The 23,052-nt window shown below is 43.9% G+C and carries 16 protein-coding genes; all 16 read right to left on the reverse strand.

All coding sequences use genetic code 11. The features are described 5' to 3' along the window. Positions 1 to 30: 30 nt before the first annotated feature. The 16 genes from BN3283_RS07290 to BN3283_RS07365 all read right to left on the reverse strand — a co-directional run bounded on the left by BN3283_RS07290 (position 31) and on the right by BN3283_RS07365 (position 23,052). Positions 31 to 660 (reverse strand): thiamine diphosphokinase, encoded by a 630-nt coding sequence (locus tag BN3283_RS07290; RefSeq protein ID WP_041503577.1) that lies wholly within the window; start codon positions 658 to 660, stop codon positions 31 to 33. Then, on the reverse strand, positions 644 to 1,231 hold the full coding sequence (gene pnuC, locus BN3283_RS07295) for a nicotinamide riboside transporter PnuC (RefSeq protein ID WP_059026210.1): 588 nt from the start codon (positions 1,229 to 1,231) through the stop codon (positions 644 to 646). Before pnuC ends, BN3283_RS07290 begins: the two co-directional genes overlap by 17 nt. 170 nt (positions 1,232 to 1,401) lie before the next feature. Next, positions 1,402 to 1,956 (reverse strand): DUF8453 domain-containing protein, encoded by a 555-nt coding sequence (locus tag BN3283_RS07300; RefSeq protein WP_059026211.1) that lies wholly within the window; start codon positions 1,954 to 1,956, stop codon positions 1,402 to 1,404. 19 nt (positions 1,957 to 1,975) lie between these two features. After that, positions 1,976 to 5,380 (reverse strand): ABC transporter permease, encoded by a 3,405-nt coding sequence (locus BN3283_RS07305; protein WP_059026212.1) that lies wholly within the window; start codon positions 5,378 to 5,380, stop codon positions 1,976 to 1,978. Positions 5,381 to 5,598: 218 nt separating this feature from the next. Next, positions 5,599 to 6,552 (reverse strand): DUF5106 domain-containing protein, encoded by a 954-nt coding sequence (locus BN3283_RS07310; RefSeq protein ID WP_059026213.1) that lies wholly within the window; start codon positions 6,550 to 6,552, stop codon positions 5,599 to 5,601. A 39-nt stretch (positions 6,553 to 6,591) separates the two neighbouring features. After that, a complete protein-coding gene (locus tag BN3283_RS07315; RefSeq protein WP_059026214.1) occupies positions 6,592 to 9,528 on the reverse strand; it encodes a DUF4906 domain-containing protein in 2,937 nt (978 codons plus the stop codon). A 20-nt stretch (positions 9,529 to 9,548) separates the two neighbouring features. After that, entirely contained in the window at positions 9,549 to 10,595 is a 1,047-nt protein-coding gene (locus tag BN3283_RS07320; RefSeq protein WP_059026215.1) for a hypothetical protein, read from the reverse strand. Next, positions 10,592 to 11,599, reverse strand: coding sequence for a FimB/Mfa2 family fimbrial subunit (locus BN3283_RS07325; RefSeq protein ID WP_041503575.1), 1,008 nt, complete (start codon positions 11,597 to 11,599; stop codon positions 10,592 to 10,594). Before BN3283_RS07325 ends, BN3283_RS07320 begins: the two co-directional genes overlap by 4 nt. Positions 11,600 to 11,601: 2 nt before the next feature. Continuing rightward, positions 11,602 to 13,563 (reverse strand): Mfa1 family fimbria major subunit, encoded by a 1,962-nt coding sequence (locus tag BN3283_RS07330; RefSeq protein WP_286137583.1) that lies wholly within the window; start codon positions 13,561 to 13,563, stop codon positions 11,602 to 11,604. Beyond that, positions 13,547 to 15,013 carry a DUF3868 domain-containing protein gene (locus BN3283_RS07335; RefSeq protein WP_082667126.1) on the reverse strand — a complete coding sequence of 489 codons (1,467 nt, stop codon included), beginning with the start codon at positions 15,011 to 15,013 and terminating at the stop codon, positions 13,547 to 13,549. The genes BN3283_RS07330 and BN3283_RS07335 overlap by 17 nt, the downstream gene beginning before the upstream one ends. 26 nt (positions 15,014 to 15,039) lie before the next feature. After that, on the reverse strand, positions 15,040 to 15,630 hold the full coding sequence (locus tag BN3283_RS07340) for a DUF3575 domain-containing protein (protein WP_059027204.1): 591 nt from the start codon (positions 15,628 to 15,630) through the stop codon (positions 15,040 to 15,042). Between the two features lie 371 nt (positions 15,631 to 16,001). After that, positions 16,002 to 17,204, reverse strand: a complete 1,203-nt coding sequence (locus tag BN3283_RS07345) for a site-specific integrase (RefSeq protein WP_059026217.1) — start codon at positions 17,202 to 17,204, stop codon at positions 16,002 to 16,004. Positions 17,205 to 17,401: 197 nt separating this feature from the next. Further along, positions 17,402 to 19,696 (reverse strand): Gldg family protein, encoded by a 2,295-nt coding sequence (locus BN3283_RS07350; RefSeq protein WP_059026218.1) that lies wholly within the window; start codon positions 19,694 to 19,696, stop codon positions 17,402 to 17,404. Between the two features lie 18 nt (positions 19,697 to 19,714). After that, on the reverse strand, positions 19,715 to 20,635 hold the full coding sequence (locus tag BN3283_RS07355) for an ABC transporter ATP-binding protein (RefSeq protein ID WP_059026219.1): 921 nt from the start codon (positions 20,633 to 20,635) through the stop codon (positions 19,715 to 19,717). Positions 20,636 to 20,668: 33 nt separating this feature from the next. Further along, a complete protein-coding gene (locus tag BN3283_RS07360) occupies positions 20,669 to 22,285 on the reverse strand; it encodes a PKD-like family lipoprotein (RefSeq protein ID WP_059026220.1) in 1,617 nt (538 codons plus the stop codon). An 11-nt stretch (positions 22,286 to 22,296) separates the two neighbouring features. Continuing rightward, positions 22,297 to 23,052 carry a DUF4843 domain-containing protein gene (locus BN3283_RS07365; protein ID WP_059026221.1) on the reverse strand — a complete coding sequence of 252 codons (756 nt, stop codon included), beginning with the start codon at positions 23,050 to 23,052 and terminating at the stop codon, positions 22,297 to 22,299.

Here is a 23,052-nt window from a genome sequence, read left to right on the forward strand (position 1 = left end):
ATTACTACTTCATTCGAAACGAATCTATAGTCACATTTGACGATAAACGATAACCTTAGCCCCTTCTTCCAATACAACGGAAAAGGTCTTCCCTAAAGCTTCGTTCAGGGTGGCTTCCCACCAATATAAAAACCTCCGTTTCCGGATAGGATAACGCAAACCGAAGGTCGAAACCATCCCGTGAGGATATAAAGAAAAGAGCGAAACCTGTTGCCCGGGCCGACATGACAAGGTCGCATCTTTCAAGAGCGGCGTAAACAAACCATAATCAGATAACATTTCAATCCGGGCGAAATCGGGAGCATATTGTAGTAACAGCGAGATATTTCCTAATGTATGATCTTCACGTAACCCCGTGGCTCCCAGTATCAGCACCTCTCGAATTCCTTTTTCCCCGGCATAACGAACGGCTTTTGTCAAATCATTGGTCTCCTGCTCCCTCAACTGATACAAACGATTCGCGTAACGAGTACACAACTCTTCCGGTAAACTGTCTAAATCCCCCACAATAACGTCCGGAACAATTCCGTGTTGTTCCAGGTGAACTACAGCTCCATCACATGCAATGATATACTCCGCCTGATTCAATATTCTCAACGCTAACTCTCCGGAAGGAAACAAACCATTAGCGACAACTACACATTTATAATTTTCCATCATATAAGATTCCCTTTTTCTTCCAATTGACCCACCCTACGACAGCCAAAACTCCGTAACATATAAAAAGAAAGCAAGTAGGATAAAGTTCCCGCTGGTAATAGAGATACACCGATACAAAATTAATTACTACCCAAAAATACCAATGTTCCAAAATCCGGCGGGCAAGCATCCACGTGGCCGTAATGCTCAACGCCGTCGTAAAAGCATCACCGACCGGAACAGGAGAATCTGTATAATCGACAAGTATGCGGAATAAAACCCCGTACAACACTCCTGTTACCGCTATAATCCCTAAAAATATTTTCAGATTCAAATGGTGATACAGTATAGCGACCTCTCGTTTTTCTCCCCTGTTCCCCATTTTCCGCCATTGCCAGAAACCATAGACGCTCATGCAAACATAATAAATATTCAAACTCATGTCCGCGTAAAATTTGGAAAAGAAAAAGACAAATACATAGACGAAAGAGGTCAGGAACCCGACAACCCACATCGCCCGATGCTGAAAAATTTCCAATATCAGGTATACAATCCCCGTCACAACGCCAAAATATTCTAAAAAATATTCCATTCTATTTCCTTCTGTCGATCGGCAAAAGTACTTATTTATCGGCAAAAAATCCCATGCAGAGGTCCCTTTTTATACGAACCGTTTGATTTAAAAATAATCTCTTAACCAACTTAATGGATCGCAATCCCGTTAATAGGTTTGTTTTTACGGGATAAAGACGTTCAAAATCATTATGCCTTTTTCAAATCGCTCTTTAAAGTCTTATTAATCTCTTGCAAATAATGCGGAATTTGACCGATAAAAGTTTCTGGCGGATTACTGTAATTCTGATCAGTCAGCTCATTCAGCGGTAAAGCATACTTATTAGTGATCTCTTTTCCATCCATTCTTTTATAAGAAATTTCCAATTCGATTATCTCATCGATATTTTTTTCCCCTATATCCCCCCAGCTTTCAATATAATAGGTCACTTCATATTGCGGTGGAAAAGAGGAGACTCCTCTTTTGATGGCCCCGCATTCAGACAATAATAAGGATTCTTTCCCCAATCTTTTGTAATCTTTTATTACCTTAAACCAAACATCCTTCGCGTATCCCTCCCCGATATTTTTTATATGCAATACTTCTACCATATGGGAATCCGTTGATTGGAGATAAGCCACAATAAAAGGCGTTATCTTTTGTTTTCGGGTAGCCCGGCTTTCGAACCACATCATCAGGTTGATTACAGTATACAAAGCCGTACATATTGCAATCACAACCGATAGAACCACACTTATATCCATATCTGATTATAAATAAATATTACTTTTCACCATCAAAAACCCATTTCACAGCATCAGCATAGATGATCTGGTCGGCAACACTTCTCTTATCATTAAGCACAATCGTAGCTTCTCCCGGGTGGAAATAAAAACGTCCTAAGGACAACCATCCTCTTTCCGGCAAGGGGATTTCGAGCTCTTCTTCCGATTCTTCTCCGTTATGGTATACCGTATAATGCTGCTTTACTGCATTTACATTTTGTAGCGCCTCTCCTGTTATCCGGTATAATTCCACGCTGTTCGGTATAAAAACCGAAAGTTCGTAATATCCGGCTTTATCCAATCGGGTCGTCCACCCGACCTTGGCTCTACCGTCTCCCCCCTTTTTTATCCAACCACCACGTATATGTCCCCCGTAAAATTCGTCCGATACGACCGGAGACCAGTCTTCGGATGCCGTCATCGTATAAAAATCTTTATATTCCGTCGTTTCATTCGCTTTCATCCATTTACGCATTTTATTACTGGAAGAAGAGGTTACGATCTTAAAACCCTCCGATTCATTATCCACGATCCGTTCATCCTCTTTAGGCAAGAAAACGGCAGCATCTATATCCGTCACTCCCGTAGAAGTTTCCTTCGTTTTTCGCAATTCTCCATCCCGGTAATAATTAATAGCAATAGGAAGATTGGAAGAAAGATTCGTATTTAATGTAGCATTTACAAATTCTCCCTCACACATCATGACAATTTTTTTCGCTTCCTTCGGGCCGATCAAAATATTCTCAGAACGGCCGGAAGTCATATTGCTGGTCATGTTTATATCTCCAAAAGCATTCGAAACCGTAGATATCTGCGTATAACCAAATGTCACGACTCCGGCAATATCCGAATCATTATATACACTTATCTGAAAACGATAACGCTTTCCGCGTATTCCGTCCGAATCATTACCTGCCTCCTCCACCTCCTCGACAAGATAGTCTTGAATCAAATAGGAGGGAATTCCCTTCGTCATACACCATTCCGGTAAAACATCTAACCAACTTACCCCGAAACGTTTCTCGAACTCCTCGTCAAAAATAACGAAATCTACTGGAGTATTCCGGTGTTCATACAAATAGTCATTAATATATTTCTTAAAATCAACGGAAGATATCACCGGCATAAAATATTGCTCCTGTAACATCAACGATTTCAGTTTAATAATCTGGTATAACACATCCGAAGAGAGTTCGGGAGCTTCCAACGCCTCTTTAAGGCTATGCTCTTTCAAATAACGCATCGCCTTTTTTTGAGAACTACTATATGTCGCCCAATTACTTACCTGTCCCTTTTCCTTATCATCCTGCCGTTTAATCAAATCGTTGATTACCACATTCATAACGGGATAATCAGGTATATCCAATTGACCGATGTAATTAAAAAACAAGGGGGATATATCAAATTGATTACCGCTTAAAGCGAAATCTGCGGACAAATTACTCGTAAAGACTTCGAAGGAAACATTATCACTCCAGGAAGCATATTCATTAAAAAATACAGATTGGATTAATTGATCTAACATCCTCCGTTCAGCCTCCACCGGAGAAATATCCTTCCCGTATATTTGCTTCATAAATTGTTGAGATATTTTAAAATTCATAGTCCAAAAACCGATTCCCCGTTCCGGCATTAACGCCATCTCCGGTTGCATACGTTCACTTCCTCCCCGCTCGAAACGATAATAGGATGCAAACGAAGCTGGAGTCTCTATCAACATAAAACGACGATACGGATAATCTCGCCCTTTCATACCCTCCAAAACCTCCTTCATTCCCGATAGAATTGTCTCCACCGAATCCTTTACGTGAGACAGGTATTGCATAAAATCATCATGTCCTTCTACAAGGTAAAGCTCGAAAGATATCGAATCCGCCGTCACGGAATACTTCTTATAAGAAGCAATACACAACGAAATTCCCGGTAGAGGATATTCGGGCCGAAATTCCGTGATATCTCCGATGCGGCTTGATTTTCCTTGCGACAAAACCGTCCTGTCCCCGGTATCTACAACTTTCAGTCTGTATGAAGTAAAATTCTTTTGAACATCGTATCTGTTTTTCGAATTCACGGAAGGTACACTCACCGGATACCAAAGACATTCCGGAGTCAATAACGTATAATTTCTTTCAACGATGGCATATCGTTTTCCGTTCCGGAAAAAAGAAGAACCGATGGTTTTACCATCCCATATATCTTTTTCAGATTGATTCAGATAACAGATTCTCTCATCGATTCGTCCCTCGTATTCCAACGCGAGCCAAAGAGAATCTCCGGCCGATACTTTCTCTTTTATCTCGATCACCTGGTTATCCCGAGAGTAAGTCAATTCCCGATCACCTTTCAGCAAACGTTTTACCTCCAAACCGGGATTCAAATACAAAATAACCGAATTCACCTCCTTATCATGAGGATTTATAAGTTTCAACAAGGTATTTACTTCTATTTTATCGCCTTTCTGCCGATAGGTAATCGATTGTCGATCCATTACCATTTTATCCTTTAAACTGTATCTGTCGTAACTCGCCACGTACTCTGCACGACGAGTTTTGGTCAGAGATATTGAAAAATACAACATACAACCGCAAAAAATTCCCCCTATCACGAACAATGTGGAATATTTGAGTTGAACCGCCCGATTCCCGGGGCAATTCGGAATACGCCGCCAAAAAGTAATCGAGTAACCGATTAAGCCAAGCCCCAGCAATAACCACCCCAATCGTTGCAACAGGACAAAGCCTAAATCGGGATAACCTGCTATATCGGAATAGGTACTGGGAACCGTAGAAGCCAAAAAGTCGAAAATCCCCTGTTCCTTGTCATCCAAAAAATAGAAGGTCAAAAACAGGTATCCCAACAAAAACAGGGTTGTCAACAACTTATTATGAATGATACTTGAGACAAAAAAAGACAAGCCCGAAATAAAAACTAACGAAGGAAACAAAAAAACAATCCAATAGAAAAGATAAAGGAAACCGTTAAACGGGGCATCACTGAGAAAAAGATTAATCATTGCACCTATCACTAAAGAGATGAATGCCACTCCCATAAACACCCGAATATTCCCCCAGGCTTTACCTATAATGAAATCGGCATTACTCATCGGACGGACATACACCATTTCCATTGTATCGCACTTACAGTCTTCACTCCAAAAATCTTTTGCTAATAAAGCAAACGCAATGACTAAAGGCACAACCACGACACTTGCATTCAAATAAGGTATATAAGAAGATAAAGCAATCAAATTCCATGAACTCCAGGGCAGTAAATCACCTTGCACCACTAACTGAAAGCAAGCGACAATAAATAAAGAAAGGGGAATGAATACACGAAACAGCCAGGAACGTCTTAATATTTTTGATTCGAAACGAGCAATCGTGTTGATATTATATAAATACATAAAGCTAAACTATTTTTAATTTTCTCAAAAATAGTATTTAAATTGGAACAGCAATAACGAGTATATATTAATATTTTATAATTCTTTATATATTCTTCCAGCTATTATCGTATTGAATATCAAAAACATTTGATCTATGACCTATGTAAAACCTCAGCGGACAAGAGAGATCCATTCTAAAAAAAGTTTACGTATACCCTCTGAAATACCTTTAAAAATTAACGTTGTAAATCATCGGCTAACACACCGAGCAGTGTCTGCAACGATACTTCTTTCAAAACCACTTTCTTGTCGCGATCAAGCAGATAAAGCGTCGGCATGACTGACATGACATACAGTTCCCGCTCACGAATATCGCCCCGGTCCAATCCGACAATCCACTCCGTCGGAAAATCGTTTTTCGTACGGTTCCATGCCTTCCGGTCGTCATCCGCGTAAATAGCGAGTACCGTCAACTGTTGTGCATGAATTTGTTGCCGGAGAAATTCATTTCCTTGCAACTTCTCCATCGTTTTTTTACAGTGGTCGCAATCAGGGTCATAAAAGATCAACAGTATTCGACGCCCTTTCGTACCGTAAAGTGTCTGCAGCCTCCCGTCCCGGGTAAAATAGGTAAAATCGGCAGCCTTCATTCCGGGGCGATTTTTCTTTGCCGCTTCCAACAAATAGACGGAACGCATTTTATCGTACTCTCCCAAAACAGGCGTACGCACCATTTCCTCCAGAAAAAAGATAAAATACTCCTCGTTCAGCATCGGGGAAAAGGGTTCATAAAGATACTTTTCAGCTATTTCCATTAAAAGCGTATAGGCCACAGGGTCGGCTTCGGCTCGTCGCATCAGGTTCCGGACAGCCGGCTGCACTGAAGTCGATTCGGCATGAGGAAACAAAGCGACAAAATTGACAAAATTCTGTTCCATAAAAGCCGTATCACGACTGCATAGCGTATCCCGGAAGTCCATATCGTCCCAGAAATGCGTAACAACGTAAGCCGCCCTTTCGGGAGCACTACGAAGAGTCGAAGGGATTTCGGGAAGAGGAAGTTCCCGAGACGACAAGGTATCCCCTAAAATCTTATCGCAGATCGCCGTATCACGAGGTTGAGCCGCCCCACCGTTTCCACAAAGGGCAAACAACACCGATAAAACGAATATTCCGCCTCCAATTTTCATATCTTCTTTATTTCGTTATAAATTCGACAGTCCTGTCGCCTATTCCACACAACGTATAAAACATGCATCGCTGGTATTCACCCTCTCTTTACCGTTGAAAATATTGGTGCTGCTTATCAAATTGAAATCGAAGGTAAAATAATTAAAATCCCAGGCAATAGCATCAGCATCTCTTCCATTGTCCTCTTTCTGTTTTAACCAATATATAGCTCCCGGTCGCATATAAAGATCGTAGAAAAGAGGATTGTTATCAGGCGTAGGAAAGGGAGCACTTCGCCCCGCAGCATATCTGAGTACCGCTACTTTTCCATTCTCTTTATTCCCGTCTTTCCGATGGCCGTACCCGGAAGCTCCCAAGGGAAAAAACACGTTTCTGCCGCCGTACTCTTTTGACGTTTCCGACTTGTTGTACACGAAAACCCCGCGCATGCCGAACTTCGGATTCGTATTATATTGATAACCATAAACCTCCCCTATCTTAGAGAGGGTCTCGGTAGCTTCATCCCCGTAAAGTACGCCAAAACCTTGTTCAATGTCGTCGCTATCCCACAAATCATTATAATCTTTATAAGTTGCCACGGATACTTTCTTCCCGTTTACAGTAGGATCGGAAAAACTCCCGAAATGATTCTTTGAGGTTATTTCGCTCCAAAGGCAAGTTGTATCTGTCCCGGCAATAAGAAATGGAGTATCCTTATGATCTTTGAAATCACTTTCGGATACGTCAATCCAAACCGGCTTATCGTTTTTATTATTAGTAGCGTCGATCGGTTGCTCCCAGTTTCCGAATTTAAACAGCGAACCTTCTTCCGTGGGAGCTTCCGCTTCTTGCGTGGCCGTACGCATATTAAACGAATGCCATTTCCTGCCATTCTCTATCAGCGCCAAGGGAGCGTACCCCTGACGGGCAAAAATCAGATGGTAACAACTGTAGTTATGATACTCCACTCGAATCACCGCACAACGGGATTCATGTTCATCACAACCGTTAAAATAAATTTGAAAATCGATGGGAGTACCCGTGCTGCCCTTCACCGTATCTTTTGCTAAAGTGATGGTTTGTTTATCCCCCCGCACGATATAAGCCTTCCACGCTCCTTCTGAAGTAAAAGTTTGAAATTCCGTGGCATTTTCCATCGGCAGTCGTTTCAACACGACGTGGAACGGCCGCTTGTTATCGTGTTTACGCCATATTCCCTTCGGATTCACTACACGACGTACCTGCATAACCGTGGCCGGCTTTACGATTTTTTTTCCGTTAGACAACGTTGCCGTGAACGTTACCACCGCTTTACGCTGGTAAGCGACATAGGGATTATTACCCGTGTAACCCGTTTTAACAATCATCTGCTTAGCGCGAGTATACATGGGAAGCCGGTAAGTCACCGTATTTTCCTCGGGTTCTTTCACCACGTAATACCGGCCGTCCTCCGTATCCGACCCGTACACGCCTGTCGTTACCTCTTTGTACACCCGTTCTCCTCGTTTGGTGTTTTTATAATACATCTCGTTCGATGTGACTTTCGATTCTTCAAGAATGGTCTGCGTTGTCCTGCGGAGAGACAAGAAGCCGTTCCACGGATTTAAAGGGGCACTCGTAGTCACCTCCGGATCCATATTTCTCCAGTAATCGAAACGGGGAGCATTATAAGGAGCCCACGCGTTCGTATCGATTTTGGCCGATAATTCTCTCACTTCATGAGGACCGCCGTTGACTTTAACGGGTAACAGCATGGAGTGATTATAGAGATAGGAAATGTAATAAGGCTCCGGTACCTGGATACTCGGTATCTCCTCTTCGTAATCAATATGCCAATCCACATCGTTAGCAAAATGATTGAATTTCAATGTTAATTTATAATGATGATTACGCTCCGCATCATAGTCCTTATCCGTATCCTTGCCAAGCATGAAACGATACACGATATCCCCGTTTCCCAATCTTTTTTCATTAATGGAACGATAGTAAGCCCGAACTTCGATATAAGTGCCGTAAGGCTTATTATCTTTGTATCCGTCGGCTCCCTCCTGATTCCCGTTAGGATAGGCAATCACTCCTTTCTCGTTTGCATCCTGACGCTTACTTTTCCCTTCTCCCTGCATGTTTTCATAAAAGAAAAGCGCATCGGCAGTTTCGGAATGATCGCTTCCGTGCTTCGGTTTTCCCTTGGTGACACGTACCGGCCAAGTCTCGTCGTAAGGCTGATTCTTAGGATCGGCATATGTTATCGTTTCGCCTTCGCGAATGAGTTCGTCCGTTTTAACGGGAGTATTTTTCTGTCCAAGGAAACAACGAGCGGGAATATCTCTGATCTGCACAGATTTAATGTAGATAAAAACCCCTTCTTCAAGGTTCGTACCGTCGTAAGCAACCGTCACTTTCGAAGCCGCACGGCGTATCCATGCATGTAGCCGCATATTTTTTTTATTGACAGTCAACACGGGTGCCTCATCATGAATTTCATCTTCCTCGGTAAAATGACCGAACATCTGGTTATTTTCGGCCACCTTGTTTTGCCAATCAAAAGAGATACTTTTAAGGCCGTCTATCGTTTGGATTTTCTCTGCATAAGAACCGAGATCCCCCATGTTGGCAGCGACATAGATATAATAGCGCCCATAGGGTATCGTCAATTTAAACACGGCCCGGGGCGTTGAACTCTCGGCGATATTGATTCCCTCTCTGTTTTCGTTTTGTACGGAAAATTGTCCGGATGCAAGCAGACGCCGCTCTATCAACTTCCCTTCCAAATCATACAATAGCACGCAAAGATTTTCAATACTTTTAATGGTATTGCCAGCGGTCTTAGCTTTCTCGGTCAAAGCCGCAGCCAACGGTTTAAACTCCACGGTAGCCATTAAGGAACTTTCACCCTTCGGCACAAATTCATCTTCTCCATCTATCAAATCATCGGTACAAGCTGCCAGTCCGATGATTAAAATGTACAAAATACCATATAAGATATTGCGTTTCATATTCTTAAATACTTCCTTTGTTACAATCCGAAATCCGGCTCAAGGACCACCTCCCCGTAGGGTTCGAGATCGACCTGCCAATTTACCTGATTGTCATTGATAATGATCTTTACTACCACATGCGTGTTGCGCGGCAGGCATGACAAATCGGGAAAATAATCGCTCAACACCGCCCCCTTGTCCAAAGAGATGGACATCCGGTAATTTCTCGGATCTCCGCCCGGATCGGTATATTTACCTTCCAACAAATAGATCGGGTCCAACGTGATCTCCTGTCCAACAGGTAATTTTATATTCTCCTTCCGTTCAAACGTGTAATACTCGTTACTCCCTATCGTGGGAACGGCATATTCGATAATTTCCTTGTTTTCGTTATATTTTGTATCTTTCGGCAGGTAATACTCCCGGCGAGCCATCTTGTCGATACTCAATCCGGTGAATACTCTATCGCTACCGGTACGATTGATTATACGGAAAGAGAATTTAACGGCAGCCCGTGTTACGTAAAGCCTACAATAGGCATCACTGTCCGCAACCTCTACCTTGTGGCATTCGCTCATGGGTAATGGTCCGAGAATCTGCTCCGAATTATTGTCTAACTGTATCGTCAATCCCCCCAACCTGTCCTCCGGAAAGGGCAATCCGACATAAATCGCCGAAAGATCCTCCTTCAGCAGTTTGCGGAATACCCCGGTCTCCTTCGTTGGAATCATCGTCTCTTCATTGACAAAAAGATAGATCCGTTTGGTCTCTTTGCCAACCACCTTGAACAAAACGTTCCCGTATGTCTCGACAGCCGATGAGAGTTCCAGCAAACGGTTGGCTTCCACCGTATTGTCGGGACGCACCACGACGATGCGCAACGTTTTCATCTTCTCGTTTTCGTTCGACGCCGGCTCGCTGTTTCGCATCCGTACCGGTACGTCGGATAAAGCCACGTCGATTTCCAGATTTACCAACGTGTCTTCTCCCTCCCGTGTCTCTTCTATCCCTTCGCGACTACATCCCATGAAAATAAGGCACATGAGAAACGGTATGATATATGCCAACAATTTTATTATTTTCATAACTCTGTTTCGTTGAGTCTCACGGTCCAGTCATTAACTTTGATATAAGTCCTGAGCCAGGAATAATCCGAGCGAAGGAAAAAAATCAACGACCATTCGCTCTCCCGGTCGAGAAACTCCTGTGGATCCATCTCGGCATAAAGTTCACTTTTCAATAACAACAGGTAATTATTGAGAGGGATATCGATAATCTCCGTTCCATCCTTCTTCCTTTTGATGACCAACCGGGGAGCATTTTTCGTCATCAACCGCGATGTCGAAAACTCCGCGTAGGCCACTATCGCCTCTTTTCCCCCCTCGATCACCCCCGTTGACGCTTGTCCCTGCGCCCAGGGGGTATACCTCACCACTCCGTTGTCGATCAAATCGTTATTTACACCGAAAAGTGTATTGTCATCCGTAATTTCGAATTCGAAATCCTTATCGTTTACCGGATCGCCATTGGTTTGTTGCAGAACAATCCTGATGTTATTCGTATTCTTCATCATCTCCACCACACCTTCCCGGTAGGAATCAGCCGTCCGTAAACTCAATTCTCCCCAGTACATATCATGCAGCCTCTTTTTTCCGGCCACCGTGAGACACTCCCTGTCCATCACTACCTGCAAATCGTCATATACAGCCCTTTTGTCCGGCTCCGATACCATCTCAAAAGAACTTTTCTCACAGGCTAATCCCCCGTACGCCACGAAACGGTAATCTCCCTCCTCCAAGTCCAAGGTCATCCGGTATGCCTCATCCCGTAACTCGGTCCCCGTCACAACCCGCTTCGTCACGTAACGGCCTTCCCCATCGTACACAAGCAATGTCAGACAATCCACCTTTTTCGGAAATGCGTTGGCATACTCCATATTATAATCGTACACGAATCGCAGAGACACACCATGCTGACAAGGTTCGAGGTCTTCATAAATACGTTCGCACGAAAGTAAGGCCGTTGCCAACATAACGCTCTGCACCATGCCGATGAAGCGTGATATTATAAACTGTCTGTTATTTTTCATTTTTAAAATTCGATATTATTGACACGTACGGTCCAAGGCAACACTTCCACCGACACCGTCAGGTATACCTCACCGCTTTCATCCGGATCGTCGGGATCCACGGGGTCGGGATCGTTACTTGTAATACGGGGATGCCCCAGCTTACTGATACCCGTTACTGCCAGTTTATACACGTTATTGCGTACCACGCCGAATTCCATTGTCCCCATCGTACCGGGAAAACCATTGTCATTATGACGGTTCCAGTAATAATAGTAGAAATAGTATCCTACTCCGGCATGATTGTCCTTATCCATCTCCGCATCATTGCTTGCCTGATAAAGAGTGAAACCGGCTTCGGTTGCTGCCTTACGGAAAGCGGCAAGCGCTTCCTCCGTTTTTTGCACATCCCCTTTGCCCTCATCCCAAATCTCTATCAGCTGCTGGTATAATTTATCCGGCCCGCTCTCCTCGCCGATCCTCGCTGCCGAATGGAGCGGATGTCCCGGAGCCGCCTGTTGTGCTGCAACTTTCACCCCGGTGTTCCATCCCACGTATATCTGATTTTGGAAAGTATACAAAATGGGGTAAACGGCATTGCTGCCTTCCACGTTATACGTGTATCCCTTTATACCTTCAGGCAAAGTATATTCGCCCCGGATAGCCTTATAAAGCTGCTCATTCGTCGTTTCAAGATTGGTTCCGGCAAGTAGCTTCCCTTTAAAAACGATCCCCGTCGAAATGCCGTTTTTCTGGTGGTCGTCATTCCCCGGAATCGTATTCTCCGTCACATAGCGCCAGATACGATAGTCCTTCACGACCGAAGTTCCTGCTTCCGGCGTCCAGCCTTCGTCATTGTCTTCACGTCCCTTAATCACATCGTCGATCCAGTAATTGTCCCATTGCCTGCGTGTACTGGCATCAATACGGCCATCGTTGTTAAACAGTCGAAAATTAAAATGATCTTTCAGTTTACTGATTACTTCAGATGTGTTCAAATCATTTTGTTTGAACTCTGCATCCGTATCTACAACGTAATTGGAAGCGGTTTCCTTGCCGCCGATTACCGCATTCTCTCCCTTCCCGTCCGCAGACACACGCCTCAAGTAATAAAACTCTTTGCTCATATTGACCAAACCCATGCGGATCAACTGTACTTGCAAGCCGTCGTCTTCCTTTCCTTCGGGCGTCCTTCCGATGTTGTACGTATTCTTTCCGGTACCACTCCCGTCCCTGAAATCAAAACGCGCCACGGAACGTTCCACATCGATCGCTCCTCTATCGTTCGTAGCATTATCGTAATTTCCACCGTTATCCCCACTCAGATTAAAGGGATTCGCTTCGGTAGCATATGCCTCCACCCACTCCTGGAACGTATTGGGAATCAACCGCTCGGCCTTTCCCGCATTAGACATCAGAAACAACCCGTTAGACCAAATGGTGGTATTCTTGTCGCTACCCTCGATATCATTCTGCAACACACGGCAAACCTTGTTCGCCCAATCTGCTTCATGGCCTTCTTCCATGTCGGACAACTCGTCTATCAGGTCCTGCGTGGGATTACAAAATACATACACGTGAACTTTATTGTTGCCCGGATCCTTTAAATTTCCGTTGTTATCATACAATTTTTGGATACCTGTTCGACTGATTGCCGCGGTAGCGGTTACAGTAGCCCGGGTTCCGGGTTGTGCCGGAAGTCCGCCTACGATACCATGTGTCACGTATTTATCTTTCGTATCGGCCAACACCAGAAGAATGGAAGCCACATGATTCTCATAATCCTGGCCCACCTCCTGACCGGTATTCCCCGTCGTACTGCGCGCCAATGTCTTGGTCGGCAATGCCACGTTAACATTCATATACAACATCTCCCGCTCTCCTTTATCATCAGGCCATTCGTCGGGAATTTTCTCTTCGCTGTGACAGCCAGCTATTAATCCGGCTATGAAAAAAACAGCTAAAATTTTACTCCAATGTTTCATTTGCTTTATTATTATCATGCTGAGGTTGTTTTTGACTCGATTCGTTTTTCAGTTTTTCGATTTGTTTTAACATCGTTTCAGCCTTCACAATACCTTTCTCTCCGGCTTCAACGAAAAATTTCTCTGCCGCATCGTAATCGCCCGCGAGCGCAGCATAAACTCCCCGGGCATATACACTCTCTGCCGTATTACCTGCCTTACGGAGATAACGCTCTGCCTTTTTCAAATCCCCCATAGCCATCGCCGTATTGGCTGCATTAAGGTTTGCCGTCGAATCGGTAGGATACATCCGCACCGCAATTTCGAATACCTCGTTAAACTCTTCACTACCCGGCTCCATTTCCCGCGTAACGAGGAACATCTCCTGAAGACTCAATTTCTGAGGAGTGGTAGCCAAAAGACTTCTTATCTCGTCAACATTCGCGTACGGACGCACGACATATTCCACCGTATAATCGGAATGCCGCAAACCGGGATAGACGTTTTCCAGCAAAAAACGATAATCCGCCGGATAAGTCAACTTGATTTTATTTTCTTTGACATCCGCATCCATATTGCTTCGAATCAGTTCCAGAATACCTTGCCGATTGGTCAAGTCGGAACTTTCCACGTACCGGGCCAATCCTGCCCAATCTTCCGGCTCATAAGCGGTCGACAAGAGCGTATCGGCAAAATCATACAACCCTTGTACGTATCTCATCAGCGTTTCCGTACGCCCCTTGGCCAAACGAGTGTTGTTGGCATAGGAACCTTCCGGCGAAGCATACCCCTTGATACGGATTGCGGTAATCCACATATCCGGATCATTCCGTACGGCATCTATCGTGCTTCTGATCTTCTGTAACTCCGCCGGGTTATTCCGGTAATTTTCATGGATTTCCGTCCGGTTCACGGGAAAATCGATATAGGCAGAACCCTTCTCCTCCCGCATCTTAATTTCTGCCCTCGGAGGTATATAGACAAACTCCGGTTTGAATTTTTCCGGCTCGAGATTTAACGAGGTAAGCAATTCGCCGTTTTCCATCAATACTTCGCATTGACATCCACACTCTCCCTCCTCCATCGTAAGCATCGCCGCAGACATCCACTTTTCGTAGGGTATCACCGTACGATATTCGATAACCGAAACTTCTCCGCAACGATAAAGTGCCATATCCTCCGAAGAAAAACCGTTACGCAAGTGATAGTAGTAACGGTTACGACCGGCGACCACTACCGAAGAAAGACGCAAACTGTCTCTCTCTACGGCTAATAACGGCGTGAATATCACTTCCCGATTGCTTTTCATTTCCAAAGCCGAAACATCGATATCCATCGAAACGAATAATTTGTCCCCCGTACGAGAAACAGCAAGATTCGATACCGTTACCTTTCCATTCATAATCGTCTGAGCGCCGGCTTCCATTATACAAAACAGAAGCAACAGGCCGCTGCAAAGTATTTTCATTATTTTATTCACAACCATAACCCCATGAATTAAAACGTATATACCAGATTGACCGCGGCCTTCGTGGGACCGACATAATTATGCGACTTATTCTTCGCAAGTCTCTTTCCGCAGGTAGCGCAAGGATAACTGTCATAACGAGTATAAATATAACCTATTCCCAACTCTGCTTCCAAGTTCCAGTGTTTACCCAGTATCCACGCGTAACCGTAAGCAATACCCGCACCGACGAACCATCCCTGATAACGTCGATCGGAAAGATTCGAAAAATCAGTACCAAGAAAAGAAATACTATTCTTCAAGCTTCCTATATTATACTGACCGCCCAAAGCATGTACTCCAATGAAATGCCCGGCAAATCGGTCACAAAACCAATAACGGGCCTCCGGCTGAACGAGCCAGTGTTTCCACTTTCGCTCATGCGAAAGTGTCCAGCCATTGTAGTTGGCAGATACATCCAAGGTCCAACGGGAAGCAAGTCCCACCTCTACACCTGCATTCACAGTATAAGCGGCAATATCATAAAGCAGATTCGTTTTAACCGCCACATTCTGACTTTTGGCACATAGACTTCCGAGTGCCATGCATAAAAACAGAATTGTTCTAATTTCGACTTTCATCTTCATTTTCTCATATCTATATTCTATCTACGACAACATACGCTACAACAAATTGCAGATCTCTATGCAAGAAATCTTTATGTAGATTAAATATTTGATTATTAGAACAATAATAAAAGACGTGATTTGATTTTTATATATTTTATAATTTTTTATTTCTCCAGATTCATAATCCTATCTTAAATTTTATTTATTATTAACATTAAATGATTAAATCTCGATTTTTTAACATTGTATATAAAATACTATTATATAGCATTCTACACAATCGGATAGTTTTTTTTTAGTTAAAAGATGCTGTAATTTCTTTGATTCAATGACGAAAATATTTTATTTTTGCGAGTAATATATCATGTTTCTTGCATAGAGATCTACTGATCCAACATCTCTATAATACCCTGATTCACGGAATCTATGATGGAATTTTCCAACATTGTCAAATAAATCTGAGTCGTTCGCTCGGACGTATGTCCCAATCCCGCACTGATAACCGATATCGGAACATTGCAATTGCGAGCGGCAGTCGCCCAACTATGCCGGGAGGTGTATGAAGTGATTTTACATCCCGCCAATAATAATCCGGACAATTTATGAAGCAGGCGATTATGATTATTTAATGCAGCCAAGTATTGTCTGTAAGCTACTGACCTATCGTCAGTCGTCAGGATTGGGAAAACATAGGGCGAATTTTCAGTCGCTTTCTCGTATCGGCCGATAATAGTCCGAATACTGGGTTCAAGCCGAATACAAAGCAGTTGCCCGGTCTTGTGTCGCGTATAACAAATCATATCGTTCTGAATATCCGATTTACGCAAGTAGGCGATATCCACAAACGCCATACCTCTCGTACAGTAACTGAATATAAAAAGATCACGGGCAAATGCCAATGCCGCATTCCGCGACAGATCGAGTTTATGAAGCCGGCGTATGATTTGTTCATCGACCGCACGTTTACGCGTCTGGTCCACGCCGGTATAGACATTTTGAAACGGGTAGGTCTGCTCGACTATACGTTGCCGGACCGCCTTGTTATAAATCGCCCGCAAAACACGCATGTAAAAAGAGATGGAGTTGCGGACTATCCCGCGCCTTACAAGAAAAATACTGTAATCGTCGATGAGCTCCTCGGTCATAGCCACAAAAGGCAGATCCATATTGGCGAGAAACGAAGAAAAACTATTCCTCGTGCGTTCATAATTTTTTGCCGTTCCCCAGCGATTGCAACGTTGCAAAAATTCGATTTGCATTTGCATGAAAGCCAGTACGGACACTGGACTGTTAGCGGTTTTATAACGTCTGACAATATCATTTACCGTGTATGTTCTTCCCTGACGATCGAGAAGTCTGACAATATGTTTCAAGTGTATCAGACCATTATCTATCTGTTTTTGTATCGGAACCACATTTCTAATAGAAGAGATTACCTGCCCGGTATTCGAATTCCATTCGTCAGGAAACAGATGTATCCGAGTTGTAATTTGCTGACTTTTCCCCCTGTGGGATAATTGATAATAAACCGTTCCGGCTTTTCCTGCGACCGTTGAATTGCGTAATTTAACCTTTACTGTTGCCATAGTATTTAAATTTTTGCAAATATGAATTACTTTCCGGAAAGTTTTCCAAAAGAAAAGCAAGCATTTTTCAATCGATTATCGTAAAAGTAGCGATAATCTTTTCCATGCACAATTAAGGGGAGCGAATCGTATTCGTTCCCCTTATAGTATCACTCGCGATCATCCTCGCGTTCCCTGGGTCGAAACAGGCCGGACATTTATCTTCCTCTTCTCCTGATCCAGATAAATAGAGCAAAGAAAAGTAAGACGAAAGGGAATACTCCCATGAAAGCAATTTTATTGATATACGCTCCTGTCTCCCCGACGTATATTTTATCATCGGGGACAGGAGGACGACGCACGTCGATGGGCACCTCTTCATCCGATAACCAGAAGAAGGCTCCTTGTATAATCATGTAGTTGGAAGCTTTAATACCTTTCCGACTTCGGCTGAATTCGCCGTTACTCACGCAATCGGCATCACCGAAGATCATAATTTTCTGCTCCTTGTCACCTATCTTACGAATCAAAGCCAAACCCGTCACGAAGGTTTTCCGGATCTCTCCCGCGGAAGGATCGAAACGGGCCGTGTCGTCAACAAAGTTCGTCGTCTGCAACTCGTTCCAGCAATCGATCGTGTCGCTGACAAACAACGGGGTTACCTCGAAACCCTTGTCCGTCACGTAATCCAAACCGGCGGCACCCGGCATTGTGGCTACATATCCCCAGGCTTTCATACGTTTGTAAACATAAGAGAAATCGGTAGCCTCTTTCGTCGGCGTGGCAACGATCAAGTCGGCCTCGAAGTTTTCCGTCGGACGTACGAGAACTCCCGGCATGAATCGTACGCCAAACGAGCCGATCACCGGATTCATTACCTCCTGGCGTTTCGGTTCTCCGACAATAAACAGGTTACCACCCCGCACCACATACTTGTCGAAGTTCGTTTTCTCCGTTTCCGTCATCGGTTGACGCATCTCGGCGATAACCAGAATGTTCACGTCTGCAGGTACCTCCTTGTCGAGCGTCACGCTCTCGAAATCGAAACCCTGGTTGATTAAAGAGTGACGGAAAGGCTTGTCTCGCGTAAACATGCTGTAATCTCGATCGCCTTCCCGTTCCGTGTGACGCTCGCCATGCCCCGTCAGGAAACCCACTTTCGGCAATTTCATCACCATGCGTTTGAAAGCGGCAGAAATCTCCGTCTCCCCGGGGAAAATCTGGTTATCATCATATACCCGCAAGAAAGTCTTTTGACCGTTCTCCCGCTCTAACAAACGAACGAAACGATTCTTTTCCCCGGATAGATCGATCATTTTATGAATTTCTTCCGGTTTCAATATCTTATTGGAATCCAAATCGTAGATCTCTATCATCTTCCTGGCTTTCTCCCCCATCGTCGTGTTCGGGAATCGCTTATTTAACTCGTCGAAGTTAACGGAATCGTAATAGTAAACATATTCCATCTCTATATCCGGCTTGAAACGTAAATATTGACGGAAATTCCTCAAATCCCAATTCCGGTAAGAGGGTAAACCGATCCAAGAATATCGATCCAAAATATTTACATACGTGGTTATTTTCAATCTATTTTTCATACGGGAGACGATTTCCTGGCTGTTAGGAGTTAACGTGTTCGTCTTTGTCCGGGTGGCATCGTAAAACGACATCAAAGCAGGACGAGAAGAGAGGTAACCGATAAACAGCGCCACCGCCCAAACTCCAACGTATTTGCCCCACGTTACCATCCAGGAAACCTTCTGGCGACGAGACTGTAAACGTATGATGGACATCCACAGGAATAAAACGATCACGATCAGGAAGTAAAGAAGGTCTTCCGAACAAATCAATCCCCGGACAAACTCTCCGGCACGGCCGGAAATCGCCAGCCAGAACGTGATATCGCGAACGAAATCGATCTCCTGCCACAGACCTTTCACGTAAGACAAAGCCGCCAACGTAGCCAACGTGCCGACAGCGGCAACGATCTGGTAAGAGGTCAAGCTCGACATGAACAAACCGATCGCCGCGTAAGCGCAAATCAAAAGGTACAAGCCAAGCATGCCCGAAAGAACCACGGGGAAATCGAAATCTTTCACCACACAAGCCGCATAAATCGTGTATACCGTCATAATACCGATCAAGGCCAACGCGTAAACCATCATGGAAACAAATTTACCGAGGATGATCTGCGCGTTTGTTACCGGCGAGGAGTAAAGCAATTTGATCGACCCGCTACCCAGCTCCCGGCTCATCAAACCCATCGTCAACAACGGGATGTAAAGGTAAAGGTAAGATTGAACGGATGAGAACAGACCTCGCATACCCCCAAAAAGCCCCATGGTTAGAGCCCAGTTTCCATAACCTAAAGATTCGTTACGAACAAAATTTTCAATTGAACCGGAGAAGATCATGCTGCATTGAAAGGTAAAGATGATCAGGATCAACCACGCGATCGGCGAGTAGAACAACGTTTGTAATTCCGCTTTCGCTATCTTGAATATTGTCTTCATTGTAAACGTGTTTTAAAATTATTTCTTTGATAATTCGGCGAAAACGGCATCCAAGGAACTCTTCTCCTGGTAAACCTCCGTCAATCTCCATCCCCGGGAGACACTCGTCTCAACGAGTCGCTCCGTAACCTCCTGGAAATCCGTGTACTGAAGACGATACTTCATCCCTCCCAGCTCTTCCACTCCACTCACGCCAGGGATAGAACGCAACTCCTCTACCGGCGGGGCGGCGACCAGCGTCACTACCAACGTGTTCGGGATGATGTAATTATCGAACTCGTCCACCGTTCCGGCGAAAACAAGGTTACCCTGCTCGATCATACGGATGTAGTCGCAAGTCGCCTGAACTTCTGACAAGATATGCGTCGACAACACAACGGTGCGATCCTCCGCGATCTCCTTGATCAGGTGACGGATCTCCACGATCTGGTTCGGGTCCAGACCGTTCGTCGGCTCGTCCAAAACAACGAACTCGGGGTTGTGGATGATGGCCTGCGCTATACCCACGCGTTGCTGGTAACCGCCAGAGAGATTACGGATCAAACGTTTGTCGAAATGACTGATCCCGCACTTGCCCATAACCTCCTTCACGGCCGTCGATATCTCGCTGTCCGGGACATGACGCAAGCCCGCGCAATACTCCAGGTACTCCGTCACCGTCAAATCCGGGTGCAAGGGCGGCGTCTGGGGCAAAAAGCCGATATGGCGTTTCGCCTCTACAGGGTTCTCCCGGATACTCACGCCCTTGATATAAACGTTTCCTTCCGTCGGACGCAAGACACCGCACATGATATTCATCGTGGTCGATTTGCCGGCCCCGTTGGAGCCGAGCAAACCGTAAATACCGTTCCGGGTAATCTCGAAATTGATATCCCGCACAGCCCACTGGATCGTGTAACGATGAGACAAATTTTCTACTTTTACAATCGATTCTTCCATACAATAGATTTTAATTTATAAACGAACATCCATTTAATAAGCATCACCGTTATAAATATGTCCTAACTCTTTTGCCGATACAATCTTTCCGCCTACATTCAGACTCGATAATAATTTAGGAGGCATTTGCATGTTACTCGGATTTAATTCATAAAACAAAAGAGTCCCGTCTTCGAGGCCGATCACCAACTTTTTGTAAGCATCGACAGAATAAAGAATCGGATAACCGATATAGGTTACTTTTGAAGCACATTGCAAAAAGAGATAATCCTTATTTTCATTTCGATCTACATAACGAATTTCATTGCCTTTTGTATACATCACTGTTTTTTGAGGTCCACGATTATCGGCACTGGTTAAAAACAACGAACTTTTATCTAAGCTTCCCCCGGGAAAAAGTTTGACATTTTCTCCTTCCACTTCCAAACATACATTCTCAACAGAGAGGGCAAAATCTCCCGTATACGTTTTCCCATCTGAAGCATTATAAAATATAGTATACCATTCACGATTAAAATCCAACGTATTATACCTTGTCAAATACAATACCTCCGTTCCTTCCGGCATTTCCCAAACGGGAGGAATATTATCCTTATTTCCAACTCCCTTCGTTACCGGTACGATCGCATTTGTCGTGATATATTGACGGTCCGGATCATATATAATTTCCGTTTTAAAAGTAATTTTTAATACACGTCTATTCTGTTCATCGTAACAAGGAACATCTTCTAAGTTACTTTTGGTATGACCGAAAGTCAACACGTTATACCCCCTGTCGTCAATACTATAAGGTTCCGATATAAACTTTCCTCCCAAATAATTTTCGGACATGATTCTCCGGAATATTCTCCCGTCTCGAGTAGTAATAAAAGTATAATTCTCACAATCGTGCCGATCCACCACGTTTAAATTTTCAGGAGTGCCACTCAAAAACTCGTCCTTTAGCTCACTTACCTTTACCATAGTTTCATTATTGATCACATAAGCAACCTTATCCGTCATAATCGTCGTAGAGCCAAGACTTCCTACATTCTTAGCCATAGCTTTCGCTAAGGTGATGGGCTTCCCGGGAATATCTTCACCGTTTATGGTTTTAAAAACATCATCCGTAAGTTCATAAAACACCTCTATTGCCCCGGAAGGCCCGTATCGCGATTTCCGTTCCACGTAAGATAACTTGGAAGTATTCCCGCTTTCAGACAGAACCAACCAATTCCCTTCCGAGAAACGTGCTTTAATTTTAAGATAAAACTTTGACATAAAGGAAATTCCAGTTGTTTGATCGATAATATTGAATGTTCCACTATGTCCGTCTTCATTAAATGGATTCTCCAATTCAAGAAATTTTATTAACGAATCGGTCTCGATTTCAAAATCGGCTTCTCTTCCGAATACCTTATCTCTCAACTTCCATTCGTAACGAACATTGGCTTCATGCAAAGCGGAATCCGTATCCCATTTAAAATAATTACGTCCCGTGAATTTAATTATTCTACCCTCGTAACCTGTCATCCGAATAAAAGATGAATTTACATCGATCAGCCAATTCGGACCATTGAGTTCCTTGTAATCATAATTTCCCTCGTCTTCAAAACAACCTGAAAACAAGCACAGTAACAAGAAACAACCGAATAATATACTATTTTTCATACAATTTATTTTTAAAGTGGTACACTCATTAAGGTTCCGTCCTCTTCCGTGATGGCAGGACTCTGATCATTCAACCACTGTTTAAACAACATAGCCAGACGAATGGCCTGATCGGGATGTTTTTTAATTAAATCCGTGTTCATTTCGGCTTTTTTATCCACGTGATCTAAAAACAATTTATACTTTTTCGGTGAATACGTACCCAATAAGTTAACCTCGACCTCCTTACTCCACCAATCCGGTTGTTCGGCCACTGTAGTTATAATCACCTTGGCCCGTCTCCGCTCGACCTGTCCTAAGCGTACCTTGTCATTGGGAACTAATTCCACGACTAATTTTACCCCCTCGGACATTTTATCCAACCGCTCACTCCGGTGTAATCTAATCCGAAGGGTATCCAATATTTCCGTAGCATTCTCTCCTGCTGTATTCGCGTGAAAGGTATAGGTCTCATCCAAATCATATTCATCGGGATTAGCAGTGGTCTCTTCCGGAATCACCTTTACCCCGAAAGGAATATCGGAAGTCAAAAGTGTTCCGGATAGATTTACGACCAACTCGACATGCGCATCTTGTGTTCCGGTCGGATAAAAGAAAAAGGAAACCACCGTGGAATCTGCTTCTGCCGTTCCTGGATGTATCTCATTAATATAAAACTTTTTGAAATAAATCTCATGCTCATCCTGAAACAGTGTAGTCTCCTGCTTGCTACAAGCGTAAAAAACAATAGCGATAAACAGGAATAGGCTAAACAAATATTTTTTCAT

The organism is Gabonibacter massiliensis (assembly GCA_001487125.1).
Lineage (GTDB): Bacteria > Bacteroidota > Bacteroidia > Bacteroidales > Marinifilaceae > Gabonibacter > Gabonibacter massiliensis.